This window comes from Sulfobacillus sp. hq2, assembly GCF_002903155.1.
Lineage (GTDB): Bacteria > Bacillota > Sulfobacillia > Sulfobacillales > Sulfobacillaceae > Sulfobacillus > Sulfobacillus thermotolerans.
In genome coordinates this window covers 1-13,371 of sequence record NZ_NWUL01000045.1, presented here as the reverse complement: position 1 = coordinate 13,371, position 13,371 = coordinate 1, and the positions used below count along the sequence as shown (strand labels likewise).

Below are 13,371 nucleotides of genomic sequence, written 5' to 3'. Positions count from 1 at the left end.
AAATGCGGTAATGTGTCGTATTCTATTAAGCGTAGCCCAAGGAGGAGTTATGGCCGAACCATTGTCGACATATGAACAAGTCATACTCCGGATTCCCTATATTACTAGCGCCAGCGTCTACCAAGACGCGAACGGTGCAATCCGGATTCAGCTTTTAAGCGACGGCACAAAATCGCCGCGGCATGTGATCCGGGAAGTGGTGTCCCTGCTCCGGAATTACGGCTTCGAAGACATTGACGAAGACGCCGTAACGGTGGTGCAGATTCAGGCGGAAGACGAGCTAGAGCGTGCGGGGTCGCGATTAACCATTGCGGGATTTTCTGTGGGCCATAGTTCCCTAGGCATTGTCGCTCAGTGTCGGTTGGGGCGTGGTGGCCAAATTTACGAAGGAAATGGGCAAGGGGCCACTATCCCAATGGCTGTCGCAATGGCCACAGTTGATGCCGTCAATAAAGCAATGGCGCAGCTTGAGCAGCTGGCTTTCAACGGGATTGAGCAAGCACGCGTGGGCGGTGTGGATGTGATGGTAGTGACTATCGCTGACCCAGGTGAAGAAATGTTAGCAGGTTGTGGCGTGCTAAGAGACACCGTTGAAGATACCGTTATTCGCGCCACGTTGGATGCTGTTAATAGGAGGATTCTTCTCTACTCAGGGCAAAAAATTTAATAGCTTTCGACCAACATTACAGACCAAGCGAACAGATGTCATGTTTACCTCGAGCGACGGTACATGCAGGCAATTACGATAGGAGTAAATGCCATAATGAAGGGTCTGGTCCGTAACTTAGTATCCAGTTTAGTGGATGTTATTGTAGTCGGTTCGGGTTACAGTTTTCATTAAATGGTGGTCGAATAATTTTGATGGACGTCACTTAAGGTGGGGATGTGAAGAGAAATGTATCCACGGAAATTGCAAGTCTATATAGGGTGCGTGAGCCTCGTTGGATTAATATTATTAGTTGTTACAGGACATCGGTTCTTTACGGCTTTAAGTTTTATAGATTTTGTATTGGCAGTATCGATTCTTGTTGCTTCCATATTTGGGGTAAAAATGTTACGTGATAATGGGAGCATTTCAGTTCAATTGCCAGTCTTAGTCGCTGCCGCCATTATCTTAGGACCTGCTGCGGGTGCTTGGTTAGGATTTTTCTTCACGATGGATGGTTGGGAACTGACCGGTAAGGTTAGATGGCCGTCAATTTTATTTAATAGAGCACAATTTGCTATATCTGGTTGGGCTGCCGGTGCGGTCTTCTATGGATTCGGGGGTTCCCTGCTTCGTCTGAGTTTTTTCGAAATTAGCATTCCCTTGACGGTGGCGGCAATTGTTGCGTTTTTGTTAAACTGGGTTTTAGTTATGGTCGCTGTTTCGCTTCGAGTTCATCGGCCTATCTGGGAAATGTTACGCGCCCATTTTAAATGGTCGACTCCAACCTTTTTGCTCATGATTCCTGTCGCTTATGGGATGGCAGCGGTATATCAAGATTTAGGTCCTTATGGTGAACTAATATTTATTGTTCCGCTAGCGACGTTGCGTTACGTTCTTGCCCTCCTCCGCCATGTGAACAACATGTATAAGCGCAGTATTGACATGATACTGGAAGGGCTTAATATGCGCGATTCCTATACCTATGGTCATTCGGTCCGGGTAGGTCACTACGCGGGGATGCTAGCATCGTATATGGGGCTGGCAGAAGACCGCGTGGATGTGGTCCATGAAGCCGGTTTATTGCACGACATTGGGAAACTGGGAACGCCCGACAGCATTCTGCGTAAGGCGGGACGGTTGAACCGGGAAGAACAACTGACGATGAAAGAGCACCCGGTGATTGGAAGCCAACTTCTTGAAGCCGTGCATCTTGCGGGCTGTTCGCGAGAGTTTGTACGTCAACATCACGAACGGTGGGATGGACGGGGTTATCCTGATAATCTAGAAGGTACGGAAATCGCCGTGGAAGCTCGGATTATCTCCGTGGTCGATGCATATGATGCGATGACGACGGATAGGCCATATCGCCGCGCCATGCCGCATGCGATGGCTATGGCCGAAATTGAGAAAGCGTCGGGCGAGCAATTCGATCCAGCTGTTGTCGAAAAGTTTATCGAGATGTGTCAAGGGCGCAACTTAGCTCAAGAAGAAGCTGTGGCGCAGCGGTGGAAACACACCGGGACGGAACATGCTGGGGGTCAAGGGCATGGGCAGTCGGGTTGAAGGGTAGATCCCTTCATGATAAAATTCATTATTAGGTATCGACGTAGGAACCGTCACCGGTTCCTTTTACGTTGAATGGAGGAAATTACCCGATGTTAAAAATGTTGTCCAACCTCGTTAACCGGTTTAGCGAACGGGAAGTGCGCCGGTACCGAGGAGTGGTCGCAAAGGTCAATGCCCTAGAGCCTGAAATAGCAGCGTTGACTGACGAGCAATTGCGTGCCAAAACCGCGGAATTTAAGGAACGGGCCAGCAGTGGAGAAAGTTTGGACAAACTCCTGCCAGAAGCCTTTGCCGTGGTGCGAGAAGGCTCTAAACGGGTATTGAAAATGCGGCACTTCGATGTCCAGCTTATTGGGGGCATGGTGTTGCATGATGGTCGTATTGCTGAGATGCGCACCGGTGAAGGCAAGACGCTGGTCGCAACATTGGCAGCCTACCTCAATGCCGTTGCGGGAAAAGGCGTGCATGTGGTGACGGTTAATGATTATCTAGCTCGACGTGATGCGCAGTGGATGGGCCAGTTGTATCAGTTCTTGGGATTGACCGTTGGTCTTATCCAACATGACATGGAGCCAGATGAAAGGCGTCAGGCCTATGCGGCGGATATTACTTACGGCACGAATAATGAATTTGGTTTTGACTATTTGCGGGATAACATGGTGAGCACGGTAGATGAAATGGTCCAACGGCCGTTACATTACGCCATCGTCGACGAGGTGGACTCGATCTTGATTGATGAGGCGCGGACCCCGCTTATTATTTCGGGGCAGGCCGATAAATCCCCCGACTTGTACTATCAGTTTGCCCGCATTGCATCCAACTTGCGGGAAGAGAAAGATTACACGATTGATGAAAAGCTTAAAGCGGTGGCGCCCACGGAAGAAGGGGTGGCTAAGGTTGAGCGTATGTTGGGGGTTGCCAACTTGTATGACGACGTCAATATTGACCTGTCACATTACCTCAATCAAGCTTTACGGGCCAAGGCGCTCATGAAGCGCGACCGCGACTATGTGGTCAAAGACGGGGAAGTCATCATCGTGGACGAATTCACCGGCCGATTGATGTTTGGCCGGCGCTATTCTGATGGGCTTCACCAAGCCATTGAGGCCAAAGAAGGGGTACCGATTCAGGATGAGACCCAAACTTTGGCCACCATTACCTTTCAAAATTATTTTCGGATGTATCACAAGCTGTCCGGTATGACCGGAACCGCTATTACTGAAGAAGAAGAATTTCGGAAGATTTACGGGCTGGACGTGATTGTGGTGCCCACGAATAAGCCATTGATTCGAAAGGATTTTCCGGATGTCGTTTATAAAACAGAGGCGGCAAAGTTTCGGGCTGTGGTCCGTGAAATTGAAGCGTTATATAAAGAGCGGCGTCCCATATTAGTGGGCACGGTATCGATTGAAAAGTCTGAGCGTCTGAGCGAAATGCTTAAGGCTAAGGGCGTGCCGCATACAGTCTTGAATGCCAAGTATCATGAGCAAGAAGCAGAAATTATTGCTCAAGCGGGCCAAGCAGGGGCTGTGACGATTGCGACCAATATGGCAGGCCGTGGGACGGATATTGTTTTAGGCGAAGGCGTCGCAGAGATGGGTGGCTTGCATATCATCGGTACCGAGCGGCATGAGAGTCGGCGCATTGATAACCAGTTGCGGGGACGTGCGGGTCGTCAAGGGGACCCAGGCTCGTCGCGCTTTTATCTCTCTTTGGAAGATGATTTCTTGCGTTTATTTGCTGCCCAGACTTTGTCGAATTTGATGGACCGGTTGGGCGTTGAAGAAGATGAACCCATTGAGAGCCCCATGTTATCGCGCGCGATCGAATCCGCTCAGAAAAAGGTGGAAGCCCGCAACTTTGATGCGCGGAAACAAGTCTTGCAGTATGACGACGTCATGAATTTGCAGCGGGAAGTCATTTACAAACAACGCAAAGATATTTTGTCTAAGGAGAACCTGCGAGAGGATATCATGCATATGTTGTCTGAGCTCGTGGATGACGCATTGGCAGTACATTGTCCTGCCAATCTCCACCCCGATGAATGGGAGCTGCAGCCGTTGCTCGACAGCTTGCATGAGATCTTTTTGCCTGAAGGCATGGTGCGTGTCGAGGATTTAGAAGGCAAAGAGCGAGAAGAAATGCAGCAGGTGCTGGTCGAGGCGGGTACTCGGGCGTATGAGCAAAAGGAACAAGAATTTGGTGAGGAAGCGGTCCGTGAACTCGAACGGATGATTCTGTTGCGTGTTGTAGACTCCAAGTGGATGGAACATCTAGACGCCATGGATAATTTGCGTGAGGGAGTAGGCCTTCGGGCTTATGGCCAGCAAGATCCATTGGTGGAGTATAAGAAAGAAGCATATGACATGTATCAGAACATGCTGGGAGCCATTCGTGAAGAGGTCATTCGCATGATGTTTCATTTGCAACTGGCTCCGCAGCAGCCTATCCCGACCTTGGAACCTGTGGCTACCGTTACGGATCAAGAGCCTCATCGCCCATTTCAGGTCATTCAGGGAGGACAGGGTACTAAGCCGCCCAAAGAGGGACAGGGCCGGCAACTAGGGCGCAACGATCCTTGCTGGTGTGGTAGCGGCAAGAAATATAAGAAATGCCATGGAGCCGACCAAGAAACGCAATAGCCGAGGGGGACATACGGTGTTACAGGATGATTTAGAACTCATGCGCAACGAGATCCACCAAATTATTGATCGCATTAGGGGGTCTCTTTGACTTCGAAGAACGGCAAGTCGAAAGTGAGCGACTTGAACAAGTAATGCTGGCGCCAGACTTCTGGAATGACCCGCAAAGGGCCGAACAGGTGACGAAACAATTGCGTCACGTGAAGGGCCCTTTGGAGCAGTACCAGAGTCTGTCGAGGCGGGTGAGCGAGTGGGATGAAATGCTTGATCTCGCCTTGGAAGAAAATGATCAGGAAGTGCTCAAGGGTCAGGCGAAAGAAGGCCAAACCCTCTTGGATGATTTGCGGGCATTTGAGTTGACCTTAATTCTTCGAGGACCTTACGATCAAGAAAATGCGATTGTTTCTTTGCATGCTGGCGCAGGCGGCACAGAGGCGCAAGACTGGGTGTCCATGCTGCTGCGCATGTATGTGCGCTGGGCGGAAAAACATGGGTTTAAAGCAGATATCATCGACTCGCTAGAGGGCGAAGAAGCCGGATATAAAAGTGTCAGTCTAGAGATTCAAGGTGAAAATGCCTTTGGCTTTTTACGGCCAGAGCGGGGAGTGCACCGCCTTATTCGCATTTCTCCTTTTGATGCTTCCGGTCGGCGCCATACGTCTTTTGCATCGGTGGAAGTTTTGCCCGACATTGAAAATGATGCAACCATTGAGATTAGGCCGGAAGACTTAAAGGTGGATACGTTTCGGGCTTCGGGGGCTGGGGGTCAGCATATTAATAAGACGGATTCGGCCGTCCGCATTACCCATTTGCCTACGGGTATCGTGGTCGGATGCCAATCAGAACGATCCCAACACTCGAATCGCGAAACCGCTATGAAAATGCTACGAGGGAAATTGGCGGAGTTGCAAGAACGGCAGTGGGAGGAACACATGGCGGAGTTGCGAGGCAACCACGCCGAAATTGGGTGGGGATCGCAGATTCGCACATACGTCTTTCAGCCATACAGCGTCGTGCGCGATCACCGGACGCGCTATGAAGTGCCCAACGCTCAAACCGTGATGAATGGGGAGTTGGATGGTTTTATTGAGGCCTTTTTGCAACAAGAGGCCAAAGGGGCTCTACAGCCTGAGGACAATGCCTGATGAGTCGATTTATTCAGGTCCTAGCCGCCTTGGTAATTATCTTAGCGGGATTGCAATGGGGTGTGCCGCGTTGGGTGTCTGGGAAAGCGGCGGCAGCCATTGCACGCACGGACGGGGGGGTGGCACCATCCATCGCCCTAACAGCGATGCCCTTTTGGATTATCGCGCAAGGACGTTTTCAAGATGTTTATGTCAATGCGAAAGGGGTTACCTTTGACGGTCTGAAAGTCGATCAGGCTATCGTTAACTGGCAAAATGGCGAAGTTTCAGTGCCCGCCCTAGAGCGCAATGCTTTGGTCGTCAAGAAGCCCGGGCGCATGTCGGTCACGGTGGTGCTAGATGGGCCGGCTCTGGGGGCTTTTTTGGCCACAGAAGGACCCATTCGTGATCCTGTTGTCACGATTGCTTCAGGGGTGATGACCATTCAAGGCAAAGTGTCCCTGGGCGGAGTGGTATTGCCGTTAAATACACAAGGAACGCTCACGGTGTCACCGGATAAAACAGCGATTCTTTTTCATCCCACTTCTATCGATGGCATTGCATTGCCTTTGCTAACTGATTTGCAGATCTTTCAAATCTCGCAACTCCATTTACCTGTGCAATTAGTCATACAGTCGGTGACGTTATCGGATAATCAATTGATCGTTAAAGCAGGGACACCATGAACAATAAGAAGAGTGTTGTCTTCGATTACGGTATGATTGTTGTTGGCACCGCCATCACGGCAATCGGCATTAACAGTTTTTACGTGCCCGCTAAAATATCTGATGGTGGGGTATCGGGTATTGGTATTATTTTACTGTACGTTTTGCATATTCCCTTGTGGGTAACCTTGACGGTTCTGAATGTGCCATTGCTTTGGCTCAGTAAAAAGCTTTGGGGTAACCGGGTAGGGCTACGGACAGTCTTTGGCACCTTTATGTTGTCTTTGATGGTAGGAATTATGCATTTCGGTGCCGTCACCCATAACATCTTGCTAGCTACCGTGTACGGGGGATTGTTGTCAGGGGTTGGCCTGGGGCTGGTTTTTCGCGGCCGCGGTACCACCGGTGGCAGTGATGTGATTGCTCGTCTCCTGATTCGGTTTCTCCCCCTAACGATGGGGCAAGGCATGTTAGCGGTCGACTTTTTTGTGATTGCGGGCTTTGGTGTCATCTTTAACCCGACGCTGGCCATGTATTCGTTAATTGCGTTATTCATTTCATCACGGGCCATCGATGTGGTGCAAGAGGGTGTCAGCTATGCACGAGCTTTCACCATTGTTAGCCGTGACCCAGATACCATCGCAGCTCGCGTGTTGGCGACCATGGACCGAGGCGTCACCCGCATTGGTGCTTACGGAGAATATACTAAAGAACCCCGAGAAATTTTGTATGTCGTTGTTACGCGGGGGGAAGTGAGTACCTTAAAAGAGTTAGTTTACAGTATAGATCCTCAGGCTTTTGTCGTGGTCGCCACGGTGCATGAAGTGGTCGGAGAGGGCTTTCGTAAACCCCCCGTGGAGTCTTAATCGGCAGGGCTGCTCGCGAAGTGGTGATGGCCAAAGCGCCAATATCCTTGTGCCGTTACGAGGGCAATGAGGCTTGTGGTGACGAGCCACCAGACAGCGCCTTGGCTAAGGAGCAGTCCGCCTGCTAATGGGCCGAGTGCGGCGCCGGCGCGGTTTGCGAGACTGAAAAATCCCATATACCGTCCCCTGATTTGTTCGGGAGCTCGTTCAGCTACCCATGCCGAGGCTGCAGGGTTGATGGTGTTTTCGCCTAAGGTAATGATGAAGACGGCTGTGGCGAAGACCCAAAATGTCCGCCCTGAAAGCATGATTCCAAATCCCAACGCATAAAAGAGAACGCCCGCAGCCATAAGCGAGAGGTGGGGAATGTGACGCGTGATCCGGGTAATAGGGATCTGCAAGAGGACCACAAACACCGCGTTTTCGGCGGCGAGATAGCCAAACACACTGGGTGGGTATCCAAGATTCAAGTGCAAATAGGCTGGAACGACCATAAACAATTGAGAATAGACCAGGGCGGTGAAAGCCCACAAGCTGGAGAATCGTAAAAAGGCTGGATCTTGGCGGATATCAGACAGGCCCCTACGTGGAACGTGCATATCCGCACGCTTTGGGCGCGTTTCGGGTATGGCGATAAACACCACAACGGCAAAAACGACCATAGATAATGCGTCCAGAGCGAAAATCCAAAAAAAGGAATGATCAGCCAATAGCCCGCCCAGCATGGGGCCAACAATAATGCCCGCATTTGAGGCCATTCGCATGAGGCTATAGGCATAATTGAGTTGCTCTCGCGGAACAATGTCGCCAACCATTGCCATAGAGGCAGGCTGAAACAAAGGCACAAAGAATCCCATCAGGCTGAGTAGGGTAATAAGGGTCCACGTACTATGGAGAGTCCCGATAAAAAATGTGACAGCGGCGCCCAACGTGAGTGATGTCAGCATAACGCGTCGCCGCCCAAATCGATCGCTCCAAACGCCACCTACAAGCACCGAGAGCACTTGGGCTCCACCATAAAATGTCATCACCAGTCCGACAGTGCTTAGAGGGGCATGAAGCCGCTCGGCTAAATAAATCGTCAGAAAAGGGAAAACCAGCGAATTGCCAACGAGATTGAAAAATCTTCCGGTTAATAGCACGTAATACACACGAGGTATTGCTGGATCTCGAGAAAACACTTACCCTACACCACTTTCTGCATCACAAAATGTCATACCGCCAGGGTCATCTCTCCATGATACAACACAAATATGGCCCCTGACCAAATCCTAAAGCACAAAATATGTCATTGGTGTGGGGGGAAATTGAGTCGCCCAACGGCTCACGACAACTTCTCTCACATTGGTTAGAATAAAGGAGCCAACGCTAGGTTATAGAGGAGGGACGTGCGATGATTGCTCGTGAACTGATGACGACGGACGTCATAAAAATTGATGCCACGGCCACTATCGGAGAGGCTGTCGAGCTGTTACGCGAACACACTATCAGTGGACTGCCGGTGGTCGATAAAGAAGGGCATCTCATTGGCGTGATTACGGGGGGCGACGTTTTGCGGGCCATTCAGCAACGTGCGCAGAAGATCTACCATTCCTTGTTTGGCCCTACGCAAGTGGTGATTGATGAAACGGTATGGCACGAAGATAGTCATCGTCTTTTGGTTCTTCCCGTCGAGAAAATGATGAGCAAAGGGGCGGTGACAGTGCAACTCAACACACCGGTCGGGGAAATTGCCGATTTGATGCTGCGGCAGAATGTTCGGCGGGTGTTTGTGTTGCATGATGACAAACTCACGGGTATTATCACGCGCAATGATATTGTACGTTGGCTTGTGCGCCATGTGGCCAATTAACGCAGTGCGACACTAAGTTTGGCGCCAATGCGTTGAATATTGGCCAATAGAGAGAGATATGGGTGACCTTGGCTTAACAGCGCGGCAACGTAACGTAAGTGTGGGCTATAGACGATGCCGACGTCGTGGCTAGCTTGGGCTAGAGAGCCGGTTTTATGGGCGATGACGATGGGAGAATCGCCAACCCAAGACGATTCGGCTGTAAGCTTGGTAATACTGATGGGCCCTTGACAGCGTTTAAGCAATGAAACCATTTGTTCTGAGGCGGCTAACGAAATAGCCGTTCCTGTAGCAAGCTTTTCCATCAGCAGGCCCATGTCTTGAGCGGTCGTGTGGTTTACTGTGTCTAAGGGTTCCGCCGGCACGCGCTGCAAGCGGCGCACTAACTCGGTATGGGTTACACCAAGCCGCCGTAAGGTGATATTGACAGCTTCGATCGTCAGAAAATCAATGAGAAGATTTGTCGCCGTATTATCCGATACGGTAATCATAAGCGTCGCTAAGTCACGCAATGAATACTCAGTGTTTGGCGATAAATCCTTGAGAACTCCTGAACCCCCAACTTGGTCTTCTCGACGCATCACAAGAAGGTGGTCGAGGCTGAGATGCTCTTCCTCTACACGTCGGTAAAGTTCAATCAAAATGGGTACCTTAATAGTGCTCGCTGAAGGGAAAACCTTGGTATCATTGAAAGTGAACACTTTACCGGTGTCAAGATTTTTTGCAAAAACGCCATATATGCCAGGCAGCGTACCAATCCATTCACGTAGATCCAAAATTCGTCCTCCCTTGATGGAAGTGATCGCCCTTCTCATTAGAATCCATGATACCATGGACCCAAATAGTGGAGTCAGATGTGAAAGTGATTGGGATAATTTTTAGTAAAGGATAGAGACCATTATGAGTGTCTTGGTGTTAGGAAGCATTAATTTGGATTTAGTTGCACGCATCGACAAGATTCCGGTGGCAGGTGAGACCCGAATTGCTAAAAGTTTGTTAACAGCTCCAGGGGGCAAGGGGGCGAACCAGGCACTTGCCGCACGGCGTATGGGGGCCGCAACGCGTCTTGTTGGGATGGTAGGCGATGATGCCTTTGCCGTCCAAGCTTTGCGCATTCTACGACAAGATGGCGTAGACCTCAGCAGTATTGGCGTGAGTAAAACCGCAAGCACGGGTCTCGCTCTCATAACGGTTGAGCCCACCGGGCAAAATGCCATTACGGTTGTCCCTGGGGCAAACTACGAAGTGGGGACCGCAGCATTAGCTAGCCTGGAACGTCTCTTGACGGCGCGAGACATTTTAGTCATGCAAGCAGAGATTCCTTTGGATGTTATTGAGCGTGCGGTGTTGTTGGCCAAACGGGCAGGCGCGCAGGTCTTATGGGATCCTGCACCCGCCTCAGACCATTTTCCAGCGTCGTTATTTAAAGTCGATATCATTGCACCTAATCAATCGGAGGCCTCGGTGTTGACCGGGATCCCTGTTGATGATGTGCGCTCTGCTAAGGCAGCCAGCCGGAAGTTGCGGGAATTTGGTGCCCAAATAGGGATTGTCAAATTAGGCGATCAAGGGCTGGTATGGGCGACGTCGCGGGGTGTCTTTTACGAAGCGGGATTGCCTGTGCAGGCCATTGACGCGGTGGGGGCAGGGGATGTTTTCTTAGGGGCACTTGCCGCACGTTTAGACGTCCATGATGTTTTATCGGATGCCATTCACTATGCTAATGCGGCTGCGGCTCTCTCCACCACAAAGGAAGGCGCTCAGCCCTCTTTTCCGATATTGGAGGCTGTGGAGCAGTTCATGAAGTCGTCACCGAGTTCTCTATAAAAAAGACGTTATAAAGTGTAACCTGATCTATCCGTCGAGCGTTTTTAAATCAAAGACGCTCATAAGGAGGGCCCCACAATGAAAGGCGCAGCAGACCAAAAGCGGGCAGACTATTACCTGTATACGTGGCAAATTCGAGAAGTACAGAAATTGTCCCGCGAACTAAACCGTCCTCCGTCCGAGGTGATGCGGTGGCTTTTAAGTGAGGCTCTTACCAAACGCACCTCGCAGGAATCATAATCGTAAGTCATGATATGGCGGCTCCTACTGGCGCTTTGGGCCAGGGCGGTTAACGATGAAGTAACCCTAAGGGCTAGCAGGAATTATAAATGGATGAAAGTTGTGACAAAAGGACCCTCAAGGGGTCCTTTTGTCATAGGTGATTAGCGGTTGCGAGGTTGGCGTTGTAAAATATCAAAGTATACACAGTTGTTGAAAAAGGAGCCGATATCGATGGAGGAGTACCGCCTATCCCATGATTCCCTCGGGGACGTTCGTGTTCCCAAAGACGCTTATTGGGGACCACAAACCCAAAGAGCGATTGAAAACTTTCCGATTAGCGGCCTTCGCTTGCCAAGGCGTTTTATTAGAGCGCAGGGCATTATTAAATGGGCGGCAGCGCGGGCTAACAGCGAATTAGGAGAATTATCACCGGAACGGGCTGCTGCGATTATGAAAGCCGCAGACGAAGTGGCTAGTGGACTTTGGGATGCGCAATTTGTTGTGGATGTATATCAAGCAGGGGCCGGTACCTCCCAAAACATGAATGCGAACGAAGTTATTGCCCACCGTGCCCAACAGATGATGGGAGGGGAAATAGGCGATGTCAGCTTGGTCCATCCCAATGACCACGTCAACATGGCTCAGTCTACCAATGATACGATTCACGTTGCAATACATATCGCCGGGGCAGAAGCCATCGTCCATGATTTGATTCCAGCCATTCTCCGGGCAGAAGAAACGTTAGAATCGAAAAAGGCGCTCTGGATGAATATCGTGAAATCCGGACGGACACACTTGCAAGACGCGGTACCAATGCGTCTTGGGCAAGAAATTGGCGGATATGCCGGGGCACTAAAATATTGGCGTCAGGCGTTAGAAGACGGAGTATCTGCCTTATATGCCATAGGTCTGGGCGGTAACGCTGTGGGCACTGGCATTAACGCGCATCCCGAATACAAAACCCGGGCAACGGCTTATGTTGCGGAGAAAACCGGATTGCCATTCCATCAACCAGACAATATGTTTACGTTTATTCAAAATATGGATGCGATTTTACAGGTGTCTGGCTTGGTGCGCGGCTTAGCAACAGCCGTAGGTAAACTGGCTAACGACCTTCGGTTGCTGAGCTCGGGGCCGCGTACGGGTATTGGAGAACTTAAATTGCCACCTGTGCAGCCAGGGTCGTCAATTATGCCTGGGAAGGTCAATCCGGTCATGGCAGAAATGATGAATATGATTTGTTATCAGGCCATCGGAAACGATCTGACCATCCAACAGGCCGTGGCTGGAGCGCAATTGGAGTTGAACGTTATGATGCCCGTTGTTGCTTATAATCTCCTGCAAGCTATTCAAATTATGGCCAATGGACTCGATGCCTTCAACGATCGGGCGCTTAAAGGGCTTGAGGCCAATGTCGAAAAAATAACCAGCTATGTAGAGATGAATACAGCATTGGCCACAGCACTGAATCCTTATATTGGGTATGACAAAGCGGCAATTGTTGCCAAAACGGCCTTCCAAGAGGGGAAAACTGTTCGTCAAGTTGTTTCAGAACAGCACTTGTTAGATGCCAAGACGTTAGATGAAGCATTAGACCTTGAACGGATAACCAAACCTCAAGAACCCTGAAGCGGTTACGGTGAGGCTGTATGACGTGACCTCAGACGCAAGGCGATCAAATAGCCTCGCCCAATAAATGACACGCGCTTAATTCTGAGGTCGCGTCTCTTTGTGCATATTTTGTTGATGGGCTTGTATTCTTTCTTTTTCGGTGTTAAGATATATTTCGTCGTTCGACAAGAACGGTCAGTAAAGAACACGTTATTGACAAAGATTTATGAACGTGTTAAAGTATTTAGATGTGACCCGGTCCTTGAAAACTATATCGTCATGAATGCGTCAAGGGAAACAGAAACAGTCAGCAAGACAATGAGTCATGGAGAGTTTGATCCTGGCTC

The 13,371-nt window shown here is 50.2% G+C and carries 13 protein-coding genes; 11 read left to right on the top strand and 2 right to left on the bottom strand.

The genetic code is table 11. The features are described from left to right. Window positions 1–49: 49 nt before the first annotated feature. The 6 genes from CO251_RS12595 to CO251_RS12570 all read left to right on the top strand — a co-directional run bounded on the left by CO251_RS12595 (window position 50) and on the right by CO251_RS12570 (window position 7,512). Window positions 50–667, top strand: coding sequence for a hypothetical protein (locus CO251_RS12595; protein WP_103376173.1), 618 nt, complete (start codon window positions 50–52; stop codon window positions 665–667). Between the two features lie 228 nt (window positions 668–895). After that, complete coding sequence (locus CO251_RS12590; protein WP_103376172.1) at window positions 896–2,212, top strand: HD-GYP domain-containing protein; 1,317 nt, start codon at window positions 896–898, stop codon at window positions 2,210–2,212. Between the two features lie 92 nt (window positions 2,213–2,304). Beyond that, window positions 2,305–4,857: a preprotein translocase subunit SecA gene (gene secA / locus CO251_RS12585; protein WP_103376171.1), complete on the top strand. Its 2,553-nt coding sequence runs from the start codon at window positions 2,305–2,307 to the stop codon at window positions 4,855–4,857. Window positions 4,858–4,922: 65 nt separating this feature from the next. Beyond that, window positions 4,923–6,002 carry a peptide chain release factor 2 gene (gene prfB / locus CO251_RS12580; RefSeq protein ID WP_103376170.1) on the top strand — a complete coding sequence of 360 codons (1,080 nt, stop codon included), beginning with the start codon at window positions 4,923–4,925 and terminating at the stop codon, window positions 6,000–6,002. After that, window positions 6,002–6,667, top strand: coding sequence for an LmeA family phospholipid-binding protein (locus CO251_RS12575; RefSeq protein WP_103376169.1), 666 nt, complete (start codon window positions 6,002–6,004; stop codon window positions 6,665–6,667). Before prfB ends, CO251_RS12575 begins: the two co-directional genes overlap by 1 nt. Next, window positions 6,664–7,512 carry a YitT family protein gene (locus tag CO251_RS12570; RefSeq protein WP_103376168.1) on the top strand — a complete coding sequence of 283 codons (849 nt, stop codon included), beginning with the start codon at window positions 6,664–6,666 and terminating at the stop codon, window positions 7,510–7,512. Before CO251_RS12575 ends, CO251_RS12570 begins: the two co-directional genes overlap by 4 nt. On the opposite strand, the gene CO251_RS12565 is transcribed toward CO251_RS12570, so the two are convergent. Next, entirely contained in the window at window positions 7,509–8,693 is a 1,185-nt protein-coding gene (locus tag CO251_RS12565; RefSeq protein ID WP_103376167.1) for an MFS transporter, read from the bottom strand. The two genes, CO251_RS12570 and CO251_RS12565, sit on opposite strands and share 4 nt — an antisense overlap. A 212-nt stretch (window positions 8,694–8,905) precedes the next feature. Between CO251_RS12565 and CO251_RS12560 the strand changes: the two genes are divergently transcribed. Next, window positions 8,906–9,364, top strand: coding sequence for a CBS domain-containing protein (locus tag CO251_RS12560; protein WP_103376166.1), 459 nt, complete (start codon window positions 8,906–8,908; stop codon window positions 9,362–9,364). Here CO251_RS12560 and CO251_RS12555 read toward each other — a convergent pair. Beyond that, entirely contained in the window at window positions 9,361–10,140 is a 780-nt protein-coding gene (locus CO251_RS12555) for a serine hydrolase (RefSeq protein ID WP_158246337.1), read from the bottom strand. The genes CO251_RS12560 and CO251_RS12555 overlap by 4 nt on opposite strands. A gap of 124 nt (window positions 10,141–10,264) precedes the next feature. Between CO251_RS12555 and rbsK the strand changes: the two genes are divergently transcribed. The 4 genes from rbsK to CO251_RS17665 all read left to right on the top strand — a co-directional run. Further along, window positions 10,265–11,191, top strand: coding sequence for a ribokinase (rbsK, locus tag CO251_RS12550; protein WP_103376164.1), 927 nt, complete (start codon window positions 10,265–10,267; stop codon window positions 11,189–11,191). A gap of 78 nt (window positions 11,192–11,269) precedes the next feature. Further along, window positions 11,270–11,431, top strand: a complete 162-nt coding sequence (locus CO251_RS17535; protein WP_173677110.1) for a hypothetical protein — start codon at window positions 11,270–11,272, stop codon at window positions 11,429–11,431. 213 nt (window positions 11,432–11,644) lie between these two features. Further along, complete coding sequence (locus CO251_RS12545; protein ID WP_103376163.1) at window positions 11,645–13,042, top strand: aspartate ammonia-lyase; 1,398 nt, start codon at window positions 11,645–11,647, stop codon at window positions 13,040–13,042. A gap of 102 nt (window positions 13,043–13,144) precedes the next feature. Beyond that, window positions 13,145–13,371: hypothetical protein (locus CO251_RS17665; RefSeq protein ID WP_207654685.1), on the top strand; the 227-nt coding region annotated here is incomplete at its 3' end.